This window comes from Aquiflexum sp. TKW24L (genome assembly GCF_023502205.1).
In the GTDB taxonomy this organism is placed as follows: Bacteria; Bacteroidota; Bacteroidia; order Cytophagales; family Cyclobacteriaceae; genus Cognataquiflexum.
In genome coordinates this window covers 190,297-207,627 of sequence record NZ_JAMFLG010000003.1, presented here as the reverse complement: position 1 = coordinate 207,627, position 17,331 = coordinate 190,297, and the positions used below count along the sequence as shown (strand labels likewise).

Here is a 17,331-nt window from a genome sequence, read left to right as displayed (position 1 = left end):
AAACTTCCTTACTTCCCACTTCCCACTTCCCAACTCCCTAACTTCCCAACTTCCCACTTCCAAACTTCCCAACTTCCCAGCTTCCCACTTCCAAACTTCCCACTTCCCAACTTCCCACCTACCTCAACCTATCCATCAATCCTTCTTGATAACTGACACTGATCGGGACGAGCTTATCACCGACAGTCAATTGGTGCCTCTCGATTTTTTGAACGTGTTGGATATTCACCAAAAAGGAGCGGTGGGATTTGACAAAATTGGATGGCAGGATTTTTTCGACTTCTGCCAGGGTCATTCTACTGAGGATTTTATCTTTTGAAAGTTGGAAATTCACATAGTTGCCATTTGCCTCGCAAAAGAGCAACTCGTCGAAATTGACCTTTATCTGCTCATAGCCTGTTTTGACAAAAATAGTCCCCGCGGCATTTCCTTTTTTCAGTTCATGCCATTCCTGTGCTTTTTGGCAGGCTTTTAAAAACCTCCCGAGGTTGAAAGGTTTGAGTAGATAATCCTTCGCATCCAATTCGAAACTCATCACAGCGTGCTCTGAGTAAGCTGTAGTGAAAATGACCATGGTATCCTTCGGAATCAAGGCTGCGAGTTCCAATCCTGAGATATCGGGCATTTTGATATCAAGGAAAATCAGGTCCACTTGCTCGCTTCTGATATAATCCAAGGCAAGGATTGCATCTGTGAATACCTTGCGCAAATCCAAAAAAGGCACTTTGGCGGCATGGGCTTTGATTACCTCAAGGGCCATCGGTTCATCATCTATGGCTATTGCATGGAGCATATCAGGAGCGTTGTATGGTTAAATGTACAAAATATTCCACTTCGTTTTCCCGAATGACAAGTTCGTGCTTCCCCGGATATAGGAGTTGAAGACGCTGTTTGACATTGTCTAAGCCGATACCGTTTGACTTGGATTCAGGGTCATCTTCATGGCTACGGTGGATACTGTTGTTGACATCCAAATGGATGGTTCCATCTGTACAACGCAGGCTGATTTTGACCCATGATTTCTTTTGGAAACTGATTCCGTGCTTAAATGCATTTTCGACAAAGGGTATAAGCAACATCGGCGCGATATCTCCTGTACAATTTTCATGGTTGTGCCTAAAATCAATCTCAACATTGCTATGGGACTTGATACGTAAGACCTGCAAATCCACATAATTGATCAGGTATTCTTTTTCTTTGGCAAGCGGGATTTTGTCCTGATTGTTTTCGTGAAGCATAAAACGCATCATGTCTCCGAGCTTTTGGATGCCTTCGGAAGTCCTCTCTGCATTTTCCTGAAGAGCTGTTCCGTACAAAGTATTTAAGGCATTAAATAAAAAGTGTGGATTGATCTGTGACCGGAGGAAAGAAAGGTTTGCTGACCCTTGGTCCACTTTGTAGCTCAGCGTATTAATCTGACCTAAAAGGTGATCATATTTTTTGAACATCAGGTTGGAAAAGGGGATGAGTAGCCCGACAACAAATATCACCACAGCCAATCCAATGACAAGGATACCGACATTATGATTTTCACTTGCCAAAATGAAAAAGAAAAATCCCAAGGCCAATATCAGCAATACAAATAGGGAATTGGCAAGCTTGTTTCGTTCTTTCTTTCTGTTTCGGTAAATGAAGAAATAATTATAAAGCACAATGCCAAGCATCACAGGGATCGCAATCGTGTAGCTTAGCGGAATCCAGTGTTGGATAATATCTTGCAAGCCAAACAGAAACAACATCGCAAAGGCGAAAACTGTAATTATTCTTACAATATTATAAGGCTGAAAGTCTTTCGTTTCTGCACTAGGAAAAATTTGTTCTATCACATCACAAAGCAAAAGGTATCCAATATAAAGGCCCACTGTACTGAAATAGTAGGGTGCTGCGAAGGTTTGGGTGAGGTCACCCATCATTGAAAATCCGCCTATTAAAAGGAAGGACATCAAAAGGATGAGGAAGGAGTAAATGTAGTAGGTGGATTTTCGTTTTCTGGTTTCCTTGCTCGGAATCAATATCTGATGGTGCAGAAAGAAAGAAAGGAAAAGTATAACAGGTATCAGGATTTTGGCAAAATATCTCGTTAGTTCCGACCAATCCGGTTCTAAATGGTAGAAGTTGGACTGGAAAATGTTGGCTAAAATGATGGTGATAAACAATACTGTCATCACCCACCATTCTATTTGCCTAAAGGGTAGCGGTTTTTCTTTCATGGGATTAGTTTTCTTAATTATTTGGATTGGGTAGGGTTATTTTTTGAGACCGTAATCCCAATGGTGGCTTCAGGTTTTTGCTTTTCTTCTTCCGCTTTTCCAATTAGCCAAATGTTATATAGAATGGCTGCTATCAGTAAAATGAAATAGGGAGTCTTTGATTTCATGGTTTAGGTTTGTCGATTCTTTGACAAGGATAAGGCCGATAATAAAGTACCACAAAAAAATGTGATGAAGCGATTGGTATCTGGGGTGGAAATGCAGTGGTCAGTTTTCAGTTGGCAGACAGCAGTTGGTAGTCGCGGTATTCAGTTCGCAGTCGCGGTCGCAGTTTACAGTGGACAGTCTCAGTAGGCAGTCGCAGTTTTCAGTAGGCAGTTGCAGTTTTCAGTGGTTAGTGGTAGTTTTCAGTTGGCAGTCGCGGTTTACATTGATTAGTAGGCAGTTGCAGTTTTCAGTTGGGAGTGACAGTATGCAGTTTCAATTTTTCAATCTTCCAACCTTCCAACCTTCCAACCTTCCAATCTTCCAACCTTCCAACCTTTCAATTTTTAATCTTCCAATCTTTCAATTTTCCAATTTCCAATTTCCTAACCTTCCAACTTTAAAACCTTCTTAACCTTTCAACCTGCTAGCCCCTTCCAAACACTCATCCCCCCGAGCAACAAGGTGATCAGCCAGATTGCGAAAGCCAAAACATTCATCCAAGGCCCGTTAGTATAGGCTCCCATCACGGACTTTTTATTGACCAACCAAAGGATGTAGCCGCTCAATAATGGCAGCAAAACACCATTTGCCAATTGGGCGAAAAGGATAAGTTGGATCGGTTTGATCCCGAGTGAAGAAAAAACCAATCCCAAACCCAAAATCCCCACAATACTGATCCGCATTGGGAGATTTTTGAGGTCTGTTGATAAGCCAAAACTTCCTGCTACCACCAAGGAACCTGCCAAAGGAGCAGTAATCGCAGAGGTTATTCCTGCAGCAAACAATCCAAAAGCCATAAAGTACTTGGCCATTTTGCCCATCAATGGCTCCAAACCAATCGCCAAATCAACAGCTGAGTTGACTTCCGTGGCAGCTCCAGCCTTAGCCGTAATGATAATCGCCATAGATACCAATCCTCCAAGTACGACAGCTATCAAGGTGTCCACTCGGATATATTTGAGGTCATGGATTGATTTCCATTTTTGAGAGACAAGAGATGAATGTAAAAACAGGTTATAAGGCACGACGGTCGTGCCGATCAATGCGACGATGGTAAAGATATTCGCAGAATTTACAGTGGGTTTAAATCCTAAAAGCAATTCAAGAATATCCGGTTTGGAAAAGATTGCAGTACCCAAAAACGCAACGCTCATCAAGATCACAAGACCCGTTAGGAAATTGCTGATGGATTTATAACTGCCTGTCAATAATAAAATTAGTGCGAAAGATCCAATAATAATGTTTAATAAGTTTACATGTAACTTTCCCAAATTCAAGATTGGTGCAGCGAAAAATAATTCTGCTCCCAATGCACCGCCGCTGATATTTCCGGCTTCGTATGCTGCATTTCCAACAACAATTGCAGTCATCACCAAAAAGATCGAAAAGTACCTTAGAATTCCATTTTGGAGTGTTTCTGAAATAACCGATGCCAATCCTTTTTGGGTGACCAATCCAATCCTTGCAGCCATTTCCTGAAGAACAATCGTTGCAATCACAGACAAAGCCATGGCCCAAAGAAGGTCAAAACCAAAATTGACCCCGGCAAGGGTGCAGACCGTAACCGTCCCAGGACCAATGAACGCAGCTGCGACTATCGGCCCAGGACCGATATATTTCCTCCAACTCATGGTGCCTGCTGCAATGCATAAACTGCAAAACTGCCCAACCAATGCGTTCCTTCATAATTGTCATCCACGATGGAAGGCAGGGAATAATTGATATGGTCATTGGCTACCTGCATCAGGTGCTTGTACTCTTCAGGATATTCTCTGATCAATCCATACAGCACCCAGGCCCTGCTGAAGTTAAGACCATCGAGATGAACCAACTTTCCATCTGTCCGATCGCTGACTTTTCCGGGTTCCAAAGCAAAATCAGTATTCGCCAATTGGGGTAAAAATTGTTTGACCCATGGTTGAAATTCTTCTTTGGGCATCACTTTCCTCATGATATCCAATTCCTGAAAGCAGGGCGACAAAAAGTCAAATCCACTTGGTTCATAGACGAGCGGGCAATTTTCATCTTTGCCAAACCAATCCATTGCCCTCGATTTGATCAGTTCTTGAAGGCCAGCATGATTCATATTTTTGGCATAATCATAGGCTAGGGATAATCCAAATGCGATGTTGGTATGCTCACCAACCCGGATAGGATAGATCAGTTTGGGCAAAAATTCGAGGTATTTGTCAACCATCAAATCCGTCAAAGGCTGAAGGTTTTTTTCTAATTCTCTTGCCATTGGATCATCCCAAAGATTGATTTCCTCAGCCAATTTCAGAATCCATGCCCACCCATATGTCCTTTCAAAACTTGCATCAAAAGGACCTTGAAAATAGGCAACTTCCACAGTGATATTATCAGCACTGATGTTTTCCAATAATTTCCTCCTGATTTCCTCTTCATTATCCAATTCAGGAAATTGCCTCAAAAGACTCACCAACATCCAATGTCCATGTGCACTTGAATGCCAGTCAAAACAGCCATAAAAAGTGGGATGAAGTGCTTTTGGTCCCTTTAGCTCAGTTTCATTTCCCAAAGTCTGATTAAGTTTATTGGGATATTCGGTCTGCATGCAGTGAAGAGGAAGTTTTGCAAGCCTGTTTGCTTCTTCCAAAGTAAGCTTGATTGATTCAGGGAATTCTTTGAATTCTGTTTTTGATTGACAGGAAATTTGCAATCCGATTAGGAAAAGATATAAGAATAAGAGTCTGTTCATGGAGATGGTTTTGGATTTTGAATATAAGGTATAAAGGTCATTTTTTTAGAAAGGTCATTTTATTTGATAGTTTAGGGCAGACAAATAGCCGGATAATTGATATTTTGCCTGTGATTTAACTCCCTGATATTCATGAAAAAATTTATCCTCAAGCTCATTAAGGTTATTTTACTTTTTGTTTTGGTGGTGATCCTAGCCTTGATGGCAAGTTATAGAGGTGATATCTCCCCTGAAGAACTCAGGGAAAAATACACTGACGAAAACTCATTTTTCTTAAACATAGAAGGGGTAAATGTCCATGTGAAAGTAAGGGGAGAGGGCCAACCGATTTTTCTGATCCATGGGAGTTTTTCTTCCCTCCATACTTGGGAAGCTTGGGAAAATGAGTTGAGTACATTTTTCATGACCATTTCCATGGATTTGCCTGGCCATGGTCTTTCAGGTCCGGATATCCAAAAAAGATATGGGATTGAAGATTATTCCAAACTAGTTTTTGGAATCGCTGATCATTTGGGTTTAGATGAATTCCATGTGGCAGGAAACAGTATGGGAGGAGGAGTGGCGCTTAAAATGGCTTCTGACCAACCTGACAGAATTTTGACATTGAACCTGATCGACTCATCCGGTGCAAGATCAAAATCCAAAACAGATACTGTCCAAAACAAATCCTACAATTCCGGTGCAATGATATTTAAGGTAGCCCAAAACCCCGTATTCAACAAATTACTTCTCAAATGCACTCCAAAATTTGTGTTTGGGCTTAACCTCAAGCAGGTCTTTTATGACAATTCCAAAATCAATGATGAGATGTTGACGAGGTACTATGAACTCCTAAGAAGGGAGGGAAACCGTCAGGCCACTTTGGACAGGTTGACTACAAGAAAACCTTATGATGTAGATTTCGAAAAGTTGACCATGCCTGTGTTGATTATGTGGGGGGAAAATGACAATTGGATTCCTCTAAGTAACGGTGAAAGATTGGCTGAAGCCATTCCGGGATCCAAACTCAAGATTTTTGAAAATGCCGGACACGTGCCGATGGAAGAAATACCGACGGAGACTGTCTCGGAATACCTTTCTTTTTTGGGGATTCAGGCAGAAAGGGATTACTTTTCGACTCCCAAATATGTAAGCCATGTCCATTGAAACAATTTTGATTTCCCTTTCAGTTTTGCAATTTATCCTGATTATTATTTTGGTCTTCCAATTTCAATCACAGCTTTCAGATAAGAATTCCAATCAATTGGAAATAAATCAGTTAAAGCAAGAATTTGCACAGCAAATGGCGGCAAACCGAACCGAAATCCAGGAAGGTTTGGTAAGGCAATTTGGATTGGTATTCGATTCGCTTCGGGCAAATTCGAAAGAGCAATCAGAAGTGTTGAAGGATTTTGGAAGGCTTTTCAGAGAAAATGTCAAAGAATTCAATGAGCTGCAGAGAGAAAAATTCCAAGACTTGATTTTCAAGCAAGAGCGTATGTTGGCCTCAACAGAAGAGCGCCTAGACAAGATGCGGGAAACGGTCGATGAGAAATTACAGAAGACTTTGGAAGCAAGATTGGGCCAATCTTTCGAGTTGGTGACTAACCAACTTTTGGCGGTGCAAAAAGGACTTGGGGAAATGCAGAACCTTGCAACAGGAGTGGGGGACTTGAAGCGGGTGCTGAGCAATGTGAAAAGCAGGGGAGTGCTTGGTGAGTACCAACTTCATGGAATCTTAGAAAATGTTCTTTCCCCAGAACAGTATGCGAGTAATGTCTCGGTCAAAAAAGGCAATTCCGAACGCGTCGAATTTGCCATCAAAATGCCTGGAAGTAAGGAGGATGGACCCGTTTATCTGCCAATAGATGCCAAATTTCCGCAAGAGACTTTTTACCGGCTTCAGGATGCCTATGATACAGGAGACAAAATTCTGATAGATCTTGCAAGGGCAGAACTATTCAAAGCCATCCGAAAAGCCGCTCAGGATATCAGCCAAAAATATCTCCATCCACCTTTTACTACAGATTTTGCCATGCTATTTCTTCCGATGGAAAGTTTGTATGCGGAAGTTCTGCGCGAACCCAATCTCGCCCAATCCTTACAAAAAGATTTCAAAATCATCATTACCGGACCGACGACTTTGGCTGCCATGCTCAACAGCCTTCAGATGGGTTTCAGGACCTTGGCAATTCAGGAAAGAAGCAGCGAGGTCTGGAAAGTTTTAGGCGCTGTCAAATCGGAGTTTTCAAAATTCGGTGATTTGATCAGCAAAGCACAAAAGAAAATTTTTGAAGCGCATACAGACTTGGATGAATTGGTTGGCACTAGAACCCGAGTGATTCAAAGAAAGCTGAAAGATGTGGAATTTATGCCCGAAGAGGAAGGAAGAAAACTATTGGAATGATTGGACAGTTTATTTTACGTGCACAGGCGACAATCCACAGAACCGCCAATCGTTTCCCTGGCATTATTTGTTTGATTACGTGCAATAAAGCAGATACACATATTTACCTTTGAAAAAACTGTTAAAAAATGAAGTATTTGAGTTTGATGATTTTCCTTTTGGTAACCCAATTTTCTTTTGGGCAGCAGATTTTTGATGTGGATGCTGAGGTTAGAGGCAATTCCATTGACATCAACAATACCGCAGTGGATATGATTTCCAAAGGCAATTATGAAAGTGCTGCAAGAATTTTGGAAATAGTAATAGAAGATGATCCATCATTTCATTCTGCGTATTTAAATTTTTACAGGGCAGGTAGCCAATTGGAGTCAAAGAAAGAAAAAGTCATCGAAACACTTCGTGAAGGGCTTTTGATTTTTGAAGAGGATGATGAAATGTCATATTACTTAGGCAATATTCTTCAGAGGGAAAACAGGATCTCCGAGGCTATACAAGCCTATTCGGATGCGATTAAATACAGCAAAATCAACGGAGAGGAGTTTGAATTGGTCTGGGCATATCATTTTAACAGAGGAAATTGCTATCTGAAATCCAACCAGCATGCCAAAGCAATTCCTGATTATGACTATGCCCTCAAGTTGAGCCCATCCAATGCTGATGTCCTGACCAATAGGGGATTCTGCCATTATAAAGTAAAAAACAATGATTTAGCCTGCGAGGATTGGAAAGAAGCTAAAAGATTGGGCAATAAACAGACAGATCAATACCTCCAATCCTTTTGCAAATAAAAAAGGAGTTTCTTATTGCGCTTAGTTTGAAAACATCCTACCTTTTGCCCGATTTGGACAGGTAAAGCTTTTACACCCCTGACAATTATTTTAATACATGGGAATGAACATCGTCATTGCAGGTGCTGGAGATATGGGTTACCATTTAGCTGAGCAACTGAGTTATGAGAACAAAGATATTACCCTGATTGATGTTGACAAAGATGCATTGGACAATGCGGCCTCACACCTTGACGTAATGACGATCATGGGTGACGCTACCTCCCTAGAAATTCTCAACAGCGCAAATCTGAAGGATACCCATATGTTTATGGCAGTGACCACCTCCGAAAAAACCAATATCGTGGCGGCTACTTTGGCCAAGCAATTGGGAGCCAAACGGGTGATTGCCAGGGTCAGAAACCATGATTACCTCGCTCCCGAGCATGAGATTTATTTCAAAAATATCGGTATAGACAATATCATCTCCCCAACCATGCTTTGCAGCGGTGAAATCTACCGGATGATCAAAAACTCTGCTTTTACAGAAGTCTTCGAATTTGAGGGAGGTAAGCTGAATATCGTCGGGATTACTTTGGATCAGTATAGCCCACTTTTCAACAAAAAAATATCTGATATGAAAGATATTCCTTTATTTGGGGATATCAGGATAGTGGCGCTTGTCAGGGATCAGATTACCATCATTCCACGTGGTAACACCATTATCAGAAGCAATGACCACGTTTTTTTTATTTCCAATAAAAAAGCGGTTGAATCCATCATCGAACTGCTTGGCCAAAGGAAAGTTACCATCAAAAATATCATGATCATAGGTGGTGATGATATGGCATATGCCACAGCATTGAAGTTGGAGGAGGAGTTTAGGGTAACGCTCGTCCATAGAGATAAAGAGCGATGCAAATGGCTTTCTGAAAGACTAAATAATACCTTGATTATCAACGGAGATTATAAAAATATTGAACTGTTGATAGAAGAGGGTTTGGAGCAGATGGAGGCTTTTATATCGCTTACCGAATCTTCCGAAACAAATATCATAACGTCACTGAGTGCCAAGAACCATGGAGTCTACAAGACTATCGCGCATGTAGATACAAGGGAATACATCCATATTTCACATAGCATCGGAGTGGATTCTTTGATCAACAAAAAGCTTGTTGCTGCCAATCAGATTACAAGATTTTTGAAAAAAGGAAAAGTCGAATCAGTTTCTGGAATTTACGGGGTAGATGCAGAGATTATCCAATATGTCATTACCAAAGGAAACCGATTGACCAAAAAACCTTTGAAAGAACTCCATTTTCCTGATTCAGCCATTGTGGCCGGTGTAATCAGAGGGGAGGAAGTATTTATACCTGATGGGGATTTCATTCTTCAGGTTGAAGATAAGGCGATCGTACTCGCTTTGCCGGCCGCCAAAGCTTTGCTCGAAAAACTTTTACATTGAAATGATCCATTACAAAGCAATTGGGAAAATCATGGGAGCATTGTTGATGCTACTATCCCTATTGATGTTACCGGGACTTGGTTTTTCATTTTATTATGACAGTGGCGATCATATTCCCTTGCTCATTTCCGCCTCTGCTTCATTATTTGTAGGTGCTGTGATGTTTTTTTCTTTTGCGAAGCAAGATAAAAATATTAGAAAAAGGGAAGGTTATTTGATCGTTTCCCTCAGCTGGGTTTTTATGTCGATTTTCGGTATGCTACCCTATATACTAAGTGGGACCACTCACACTTTCAGCGATGCACTTTTTGAAACTGTTTCTGGATTGACTACTACCGGTGCAAGTATTTTGACAGACATTGAGGTGGTGCCGGAAGGCATACTTTTTTGGAGAAGTATGTCTCAGTGGATTGGTGGACTTGGAATCATTGTCTTGACTGTAGCTATTTTTCCTCTTTTAGGAATAGGCGGAATTGAACTATTTGTGGCAGAGTCACCCGGGCCAACTTCAGATAAACTCCATCCGAGGATTCAGGAAACTGCCAAAAGGCTTTGGCTGATTTATGTAGGGCTTACCTTTACCCTTGGCCTCCTATACTTTTTAGGAGGGATGACTTTCTTTGATGCGGTCAACCACGCCTTGACAACCATGGCAACAGGTGGGTTTTCTACCAAAAATGCAAGTATGGCTTTTTATGACTCTGCTTTTATACAGTATTCTGCGATCATCTTCATGTTTTTGGCCGGGACCAACTTTACCGTTATTTACTTTGGGTTGACAGGAAAATTTGATAGGGTGTGGAGGTCTGATGAATTCAAGGCTTATGCAGGAACCATCATTGTACTTTCATTTTTCCTTACTGTACCTATTTATTTTTATTCTGGCCATGATCTCGAAAAAGCCTTTCGCGATACCATGTTTCAAATAGTTTCTTTGATCACCACAACAGGATTTATCACAGCAGACTACACCTTATACAGTGACGGACTGACAATGATTTTTTTCATGTTGCTTTTTCTTGGGGCTTCTGCAGGTTCCACTGCCGGTGGAATCAAATTTGTCCGGCATTTGACTTTCTTCAAAAATAGCTGGCTTGAGTTCAAAAGAATCGTACATCCACGAGCTATTGTCCCTCTAAAAATAAACGGGGACAGGGTTACAGGAAAAATTGTCACCCATATCATGAATTTTCTGTTGATTTACCTGATGATTTTTGTAACGGGATCAGTCGTGATTTCATTGATGGGCTACGACCTCCTGACCTCATTTGGCGCAGTAGCTACCTGTCTTGGAAATGTTGGGCCGGGAATAGGAAATGTTGGACCGGTCAATAACTTTGCTTTTTTTGATCCTTATTCAAAATTATTCCTTTGCTTTATCATGCTCTTGGGAAGACTTGAATTGTTTACGATTCTGGTTTTGTTTACTCCTTATTTTTGGCGGGCAAATTAAAATTTGGGAAGGGTGAAGCAAAATGTAGAGCCTGAACCAATCTGGCTCTTTGCCCAGATTTCTCCTCTATTTTTCTTGACAAGTTCTTTGGAAAGCAATAATCCAAGTCCGGTTCCTTTTTCCTGTTGGGTTCCTGTGGTACTGTAAAAATCACTTCCAAATAACCTGCTCAATCCGGCTTCTGTCATGCCGACTCCCTGATCAGAAACTGATACAGTATAAAATCTTTCTTCTTCCTCAATGGTTATGGTCACTTTATCAAGTTCATCAGTAAATTTCAATGCATTGGTGAGGAGGTTTCGGATAACGATTTCAAGCATGGTTTTATCCGCCTCGATTTCGATGGATTTGGGGATATAATTTTCCAAAACCTGCCCTTTGAAAAATCCTGATCCATGAAGAAATGCTATATTTTGCTCAATCAATTTGTAAAGGTTGAATCTTGAAAATTGAGAATTCATTCCCCTCATCTGACTCCTTGACCAAATCAAAATATTTTCCAGTAACATGGAATTGTTACCGAGATTTTGGGAAAGAATTGGAAGATAAGATTCAAATTCTTCTTGGTTGAGGTTATCTTCGTTCATCAACTTGACCATGCCCCAAAGTGAATCCAAAGGTGCTTTGAGATCGTGAGCAAGGATTGAGAATATTTTATCTTTTTCTATATTGAGTATGTTTAGTTCTTTTGCCTGACTTTCGATTTGCTGTTGTTTTTCCTTCAACCTGCCGATATTATAAATCTCTTTTTTGTATGACCTATAATAGATTGAAAGGGCAACAAAAAGGGAAAATGCCAACATCAACAGTGCAAAGGTGATGTACAATTTGAACTTTTGGTTGGCTTGCATCAGTTCGTTTTCCCTGCTAAGAGCGGCTATTTCATCTTTTTGCTTTTTGATTGTCAATCCTGCAAGGTAATTTTTAATCTTCTCGGCACTCAAAATGTCTTTTTCCTGATCCAAAAGGGAGAGGTATTTTTTTGATTCGGCTGTATTACCCCTATCAAAAAATAGCTGATACATCATCCCAAAAATTTCGATCATAGATTCCGAATTAGGCCTTTCTTCGTGAAGGACTTTGGCCTCTTCCGCCAAAGAAATTGCTTTGGAGGCATTCCCCTTTGCCAAGTTTAGTTCTATAAGCTTCTCCAAAGCATGGATTGCGCGGATCTTATCATAGGTGATCCCATAATGATAGAGATTCATAATATCTTCCTCGACATTATCAAATTCTTTCATGGACATCAATAGGACAGATCGATTGAATTTTGAAACAAGCAATTGTCTTTCATTTCCCTGTTCCTCGCGGATATCGATGGCTTTGTTGATGACTTCAAGAGCTTCCTTGTTTCTACCTAAAGCTCCCAAAACCGGACTCATCCCGGTATAGTTGTAAGCCAATCCTTCCTTGTTGCCCACTTTAAGAAAATTGGTCTCGGCAGCTTTATAATGCTCCAAAGACTCTTCGTGCATGTCGCGAAAAAAATAAATCTGACCGATATTGTTTAAAGAATGTCCAATCTGAACGGGATTTTTATTTTTTTTACTGATCTCCAATGCTTCTTCATAAAGCTTAAGTGCTTCTTCCTGGAGGTTCATGTTTCGGTAATAAACACCTAATCTGTTTAGATTTTGGGCTTCCAAATCATGGTCTTGAAGTTTATTGGCCAGCCTGATAGCTTCCGGATAGTACTTTTGGGCAGAATCAGAATAGTGTATGACTTTGACCAACTCTGAGAGTAAATCAAGTTTTTCTCTATCTGAATTTGTGCTCTGATAGCGGTAAAGTAAACTGTCGGCTTTGTTACCATTTTCCTGATAAAAATTCCCGAACGAAAATGTCGGCGAAAGGAACAGAACGAAAAGGAACAAGGAAAATATTGGAAGCGGGTAAGTTTTCAACATGGAATATTTTTCTGCTCAAGGAATAAAAAACGTTCGAAAATAGCCCTAAAACCTCTGATAACAAAATGTTTAATTGACAAAATGCTAAAAAAATTGTCGAGAACAAATATCAGAACACAAATTATCAATTTTTGCATATAAGAATAAATAATCGGGCTCGTCTAGTTGAAATATTAATTTATTCTATCAACTGGGCTTTCATTTTTGCGACTCTATCTTCAAGAGATTCTGAGGAAATTGTTGTCCTGGATAATCTATCGACCATAATCGGAAATGAAAATGGCGTGAATTGACCGGGAGTTTTAAGGACTATCTGATTTGAATTGATTCTGCGGATAGCTTCCAGGACTTTGTCTTTTTCCATCTGCATGTCCATCACCTCACGATGGGCCTGCTTCAGAAGTAAATTATCCTGATCATAATCTTCAAATACGCCATATAAGATTCCGGAATTGGATTGGAGGTGTTTGAATTTTATAGGCTTTCCCGGGAACCCTTGAAATACCAGGCCTGAAATTGTAGCCACATCTCTGAATTTCCTTTTTGCCATCTCACTTTCATTGATGCAGGACTTGATATCTTCTGCAAGATTATTCTCGGAAAAAACATCTTCCTCCAAAATGTCCTCTATAGGAATCGGCATATCAGAAAGCAATTCAAACCCATAGTCGTTCATAGCAATGCTTAGACTCATAGGGTAACTCACGCTGATTCGGTATGCGATCAATGCTCCGAGGATTTCATGAACCATTCTCCCTTCAAAAGGAAAAATGAAAATGTGGTAGCCTTCCCTTGATATAATCTTCTCAATCAAAAGCGTCTTTTTATTAGGCACCAGAGAAATCCTATTTTGTAAATCCAATAGCGGTGCCACGTAGGCTATCTCTTCTGATTCATAGATTCCATGGATTGTTTTTTCCAAAATCTCACGGATTTTTAAAGCAAGTTTGGAGGTGAGTGAAATCCTTCCTCCCATGTAAGAAGGGGTATTGGTACTTTTTTTATTGGTGAGCTGGACAATGGCGCTCATTTCTTTGATGGCAACAAATTCTAAGTTTCTTCCTGCAAAGTAAAAACGGTCTCCTGATCTTAGTTTGGAAAAGAAGGACTCTTCAATCATTCCTAAAAAGCTTCCATTTTTGAATTTCACTTTGAGCATTGGATCACTTACAATAGTACCCATAGAAAGCCGGTGAACCATTGCTGCCCTTTTGTTTTTGATCCGGTATTTTCCGGTTTCATCTTTTTCTACCTTCGAAAATTCCTCATACCCTTGCAATGATTCGCCACCTTGGGTGATAAATGACAATGCCCACCGGTAGTCTTGTTCGCTGAGGTCTTGAAATGAATAAGTGTTTTTGAGTATGGGATACAATTCTTCTTCAAAAAAACCTTCACCTACAGCAAGAGTGACCAAAAACTGGATCAAAACATCAAAAGTCAACGTTGGGCAAAGGATGTTTTCAGATTCATTGTTTTCCATGGCACTTTTTAATGCCGCCGCTTCGATCAATTCCAATGAATGGGTAGGAACAAAATAAATAAGGCTGGGAAGACCGGGTTGGTGACCTGACCGGCCTGCCCTTTGGATAAAACGAGCGACACCTTTTGGACTACCTATTTGGATCACAGCATCCACCGGTCTAAAATCTACACCTAGGTCCAAACTTGAGGTACAAACCACCAGCTTGAGCTTCCCAAAATGCAATGAATCCTCAACCCAAGTCCTGACAGTCTGGTCAAGAGAGCCATGGTGAATGGCCGCCAATCCTGCCCAATCTGGTCTTTTATCCATGATATGGTGGTACCAAATTTCTGTTTGAGCGCGTGTATTTGTAAAAAGTAAGATGGAATTATGCTTCTCTATTATTGGAATGACCTTATCTATCAGCTTGATTCCCATATGTCCTGACCAAGGGTATTTTTCAAGCTCATCAGGGTAGACTGTCTGGAGCTTGATACTTTTTTCAATCTTGGCTTTGACGATATGTATCGGATGTCTGTCACCAAGGAGAATCTGACAAGCTTCCTCCAGATTACCAATGGTAGCTGAAATGGCCCAAAGCCTAATCGGTTGAGGACATTGATGCCGGATATATGCCAATGCAAGTTGAACCTGCACGCCTCTTTTGTTTCCCATCAGTTCATGCCATTCATCGATGACAATAGCCTGCAGATTTTGAAACAGGGCTTGGTTATCCTTTTGTGCCAAAAGAATTTGAAGTGTCTCCGGTGTGGTGATCAAAACCTCAGGCGGATTCTTTTTTTGGGAAAGACGCTCTTTGTTTTCCGTATCCCCATTCCTAACCGCAACTTTCCATGGCAGTCCGATGGCCTCACAGACTTCTTGCATGGCTTTATGGATGTCTTGTGCCAATGCCCTCAATGGAGTAACCCAAATCAGTTGGATGCCATTTTTTCTTGGTTTTTGCCAATCATCAGGGTGGCTATGGATGTATTCTAATATGACAGGAAAAAACAATGCGAATGTTTTCCCACTTCCTGTAGGTGCATTGAGCAAACCTGATTTGCCATCCAAAAAATCCTGCCAGGTTTCCACCTGAAATTCAAATGGAGTCCATTCTTTTTTATGGAAATATTGAAATGCAACCGAAAGTGGATTACCTGCCATAGACTGAAAGTAGTGATTTTAGATCGTCCAGAGTATTGGCTTCTTCGATCGGCTTGTCTTTTCTCCACCTTTGGATTCTGGGAAACCGCAGCGCAATTCCCGATTTGTGTCTTGGGCTTTCCTGAATTCCTTCAAAGGCAATTTCGAAGACCATGGCTGGTTTGACAGTCCGTACGGGACCAAATTTTTCGAGGGTATTTTGCTTGACATATTTGTCCACCTGCCTGATTTCCTCATCAGTTAGTCCGGAATAGGCTTTTGCAAAGGGAATGAGTTTATCTCCTTCCCAGACAGCCAAAGTATAATCGGTATACAGGTCTGCCCGCCTTCCGTGGCCTTTTTGGGCATATAGTAGGACGCCATCAATTGTCAGGGATTCAATTTTCCATTTCCACCAAGAGCCTTTTTTTCGACCGACTTCATAAATCGAATCTGCTCTTTTTAACATAAACCCTTCTGCCATCCTAATTCTCGATTCAGTCTGAAGATAGATCAAATCATTCCAGTCTTTGGCTTCGACCAAGGCGGAAATTTCAAGTTTATTGCTGTCAATTGAACTTACAAGGTTTTCTAAGACAAGCCTTCGCTCTTTGATGGGGTAATTTCTGAAATCTTGACCAGCATGTTCTAAAACATCATAAGCAATAAAACTGACAGGGGCATCCTGGAGGATTTTTTTACTCAGCGTTTTTCTCCCGATTCTGGTCTGAAGCAAGGAAAAGGGTAGGGGCATCCCTTCTGAAAATGCGACAATCTCCCCATCCAATACAGTCCCGGAGGGTAATTTTGAAGCCATTTCCGTCAGTTCTGGAAATTTTTCTGTAACCAATTCCTCTCCCCGGGACCAGATAAAAACCTGGCCATCTCTATGGATGATCTGCCCTCGGATTCCGTCCCATTTCCATTCCACCTGCCAATCGGAAAGGTCTCCATAAGTTGACAAATCCTTTTCCAAGGGATAAGCCAAGAAAAAGGGATACGGTCGAGAAAGGTCATCACTTTGTTTTTTTGCCAAAATCAAATCTGCAAAGGAAACATTTTGCGGAAGCCAATCACCCATAATCCGATGAGCAACCTCTGTTTTTTCGAGATCAAAGGCATCTGCGACTGCTTGGGTGATGAGATTTTGACTGACACCAATCCGAAAACCGCCTGTCATCAGTTTGATGAAAATAAAGCGTTCTTCTTTAGTCATCATTTGCCAAGCCTGCAAGATTTTTTCCTTTTTGGCACCTTCATCAAGTTTACCAAGATCCATCAAATAGTGTATCCAATAACTCAGAGAATAATCCTGCTGACCGTCAGTGATGGGTAAGAGCAGAGAAATCGTTTCAGCCAAGTCGCCTACGGTCTGGTAAGACTCCTCAAAAAGCCAATCAGGAATTCCCGACCATTCGCAGCACCATTCACGCAACAACCTCGTATTGACCTGTCGCTTTGGCCTGCGATGTGTAAAAAGTGCAATCGTCCACAACCTGTCCTCATCTTCAGCAGACAATAAATACTCCTTCAGCGCCACGATTTTATCTGTGGTTTTATTACTTTGGTCAAGGCGCATGAAAAGAGCCGCAAATTGTCTCATTGA

Annotated in this window: 13 protein-coding genes; 5 read left to right on the top strand and 8 right to left on the bottom strand. The window is 41.0% G+C overall.

Annotated features, from left to right (window positions below):
- Nucleotides 1-118 precede the first annotated feature (118 nt).
- From M3O96_RS03825 to M3O96_RS03805, 5 genes are all read right to left on the bottom strand, one after another.
- Nucleotides 119-793 carry a LytR/AlgR family response regulator transcription factor gene (locus M3O96_RS03825; RefSeq protein ID WP_249718922.1) on the bottom strand — a complete coding sequence of 225 codons (675 nt, stop codon included), beginning with the start codon at nucleotides 791-793 and terminating at the stop codon, nucleotides 119-121.
- Nucleotide 794: 1 nt separating this feature from the next.
- Entirely contained in the window at nucleotides 795-2,210 is a 1,416-nt protein-coding gene (locus tag M3O96_RS03820) for a sensor histidine kinase (RefSeq protein WP_249718921.1), read from the bottom strand.
- Between the two features lie 17 nt (nucleotides 2,211-2,227).
- Nucleotides 2,228-2,377, bottom strand: coding sequence for a hypothetical protein (locus tag M3O96_RS03815; RefSeq protein ID WP_249718920.1), 150 nt, complete (start codon nucleotides 2,375-2,377; stop codon nucleotides 2,228-2,230).
- A 456-nt stretch (nucleotides 2,378-2,833) separates the two neighbouring features.
- Nucleotides 2,834-4,048, bottom strand: a complete 1,215-nt coding sequence (locus tag M3O96_RS03810) for an Nramp family divalent metal transporter (RefSeq protein WP_249718919.1) — start codon at nucleotides 4,046-4,048, stop codon at nucleotides 2,834-2,836.
- Nucleotides 4,045-5,136: a DUF2891 domain-containing protein gene (locus M3O96_RS03805; RefSeq protein WP_249718918.1), complete on the bottom strand. Its 1,092-nt coding sequence runs from the start codon at nucleotides 5,134-5,136 to the stop codon at nucleotides 4,045-4,047. Before M3O96_RS03805 ends, M3O96_RS03810 begins: the two co-directional genes overlap by 4 nt.
- Nucleotides 5,137-5,268: 132 nt before the next feature.
- Between M3O96_RS03805 and M3O96_RS03800 the strand changes: the two genes are divergently transcribed.
- The 5 genes from M3O96_RS03800 to M3O96_RS03780 all read left to right on the top strand — a co-directional run bounded on the left by M3O96_RS03800 (nucleotide 5,269) and on the right by M3O96_RS03780 (nucleotide 11,207).
- Nucleotides 5,269-6,282 carry an alpha/beta fold hydrolase gene (locus tag M3O96_RS03800; protein WP_249718917.1) on the top strand — a complete coding sequence of 338 codons (1,014 nt, stop codon included), beginning with the start codon at nucleotides 5,269-5,271 and terminating at the stop codon, nucleotides 6,280-6,282.
- Entirely contained in the window at nucleotides 6,272-7,522 is a 1,251-nt protein-coding gene (locus tag M3O96_RS03795) for a DNA recombination protein RmuC (protein ID WP_249718916.1), read from the top strand. Before M3O96_RS03800 ends, M3O96_RS03795 begins: the two co-directional genes overlap by 11 nt.
- A 128-nt stretch (nucleotides 7,523-7,650) precedes the next feature.
- Nucleotides 7,651-8,310 carry a tetratricopeptide repeat protein gene (locus M3O96_RS03790; RefSeq protein ID WP_249718915.1) on the top strand — a complete coding sequence of 220 codons (660 nt, stop codon included), beginning with the start codon at nucleotides 7,651-7,653 and terminating at the stop codon, nucleotides 8,308-8,310.
- A gap of 97 nt (nucleotides 8,311-8,407) precedes the next feature.
- Entirely contained in the window at nucleotides 8,408-9,754 is a 1,347-nt protein-coding gene (gene trkA, locus M3O96_RS03785; RefSeq protein WP_249718914.1) for a Trk system potassium transporter TrkA, read from the top strand.
- 1 nt (nucleotide 9,755) lies between these two features.
- Nucleotides 9,756-11,207 carry a TrkH family potassium uptake protein gene (locus M3O96_RS03780; protein WP_249718913.1) on the top strand — a complete coding sequence of 484 codons (1,452 nt, stop codon included), beginning with the start codon at nucleotides 9,756-9,758 and terminating at the stop codon, nucleotides 11,205-11,207.
- Here the strand turns inward: M3O96_RS03780 and M3O96_RS03775 are convergent.
- The 3 genes from M3O96_RS03775 to M3O96_RS03765 form a co-directional block, all read right to left on the bottom strand.
- A complete protein-coding gene (locus M3O96_RS03775; protein ID WP_249718912.1) occupies nucleotides 11,204-13,114 on the bottom strand; it encodes a tetratricopeptide repeat-containing sensor histidine kinase in 1,911 nt (636 codons plus the stop codon). The genes M3O96_RS03780 and M3O96_RS03775 overlap by 4 nt on opposite strands.
- Nucleotides 13,115-13,292: 178 nt before the next feature.
- Complete coding sequence (locus tag M3O96_RS03770) at nucleotides 13,293-15,746, bottom strand: ligase-associated DNA damage response DEXH box helicase (RefSeq protein WP_249718911.1); 2,454 nt, start codon at nucleotides 15,744-15,746, stop codon at nucleotides 13,293-13,295.
- A complete protein-coding gene (locus M3O96_RS03765; RefSeq protein ID WP_249718910.1) occupies nucleotides 15,736-17,328 on the bottom strand; it encodes an ATP-dependent DNA ligase in 1,593 nt (530 codons plus the stop codon). The genes M3O96_RS03770 and M3O96_RS03765 overlap by 11 nt, the downstream gene beginning before the upstream one ends.
- Nucleotides 17,329-17,331 lie beyond the last annotated feature (3 nt).

Excerpts from the sequence above, each read along its gene's own strand:
- M3O96_RS03825 (WP_249718922.1), bottom strand. The coding sequence starts at position 793 with ATGCTCCATGCAATAGCCATAGATGATGAACCGATGGCCCTTGAGGTA.
- M3O96_RS03820 (WP_249718921.1), bottom strand. The coding sequence starts at position 2,210 with ATGAAAGAAAAACCGCTACCCTTTAGGCAAATAGAATGGTGGGTGATG.
- M3O96_RS03815 (WP_249718920.1), bottom strand. The coding sequence starts at position 2,377 with ATGAAATCAAAGACTCCCTATTTCATTTTACTGATAGCAGCCATTCTA.
- M3O96_RS03810 (WP_249718919.1), bottom strand. The coding sequence starts at position 4,048 with ATGAGTTGGAGGAAATATATCGGTCCTGGGCCGATAGTCGCAGCTGCG.
- M3O96_RS03805 (WP_249718918.1), bottom strand. The coding sequence starts at position 5,136 with ATGAACAGACTCTTATTCTTATATCTTTTCCTAATCGGATTGCAAATT.
- M3O96_RS03800 (WP_249718917.1), top strand. The coding sequence starts at position 5,269 with ATGAAAAAATTTATCCTCAAGCTCATTAAGGTTATTTTACTTTTTGTT.
- M3O96_RS03795 (WP_249718916.1), top strand. The coding sequence starts at position 6,272 with ATGTCCATTGAAACAATTTTGATTTCCCTTTCAGTTTTGCAATTTATC.
- M3O96_RS03790 (WP_249718915.1), top strand. The coding sequence starts at position 7,651 with ATGAAGTATTTGAGTTTGATGATTTTCCTTTTGGTAACCCAATTTTCT.
- trkA (WP_249718914.1), top strand. The coding sequence starts at position 8,408 with ATGGGAATGAACATCGTCATTGCAGGTGCTGGAGATATGGGTTACCAT.
- M3O96_RS03780 (WP_249718913.1), top strand. The coding sequence starts at position 9,756 with ATGATCCATTACAAAGCAATTGGGAAAATCATGGGAGCATTGTTGATG.
- M3O96_RS03775 (WP_249718912.1), bottom strand. The coding sequence starts at position 13,114 with ATGTTGAAAACTTACCCGCTTCCAATATTTTCCTTGTTCCTTTTCGTT.
- M3O96_RS03770 (WP_249718911.1), bottom strand. The coding sequence starts at position 15,746 with ATGGCAGGTAATCCACTTTCGGTTGCATTTCAATATTTCCATAAAAAA.
- M3O96_RS03765 (WP_249718910.1), bottom strand. The coding sequence starts at position 17,328 with ATGAGACAATTTGCGGCTCTTTTCATGCGCCTTGACCAAAGTAATAAA.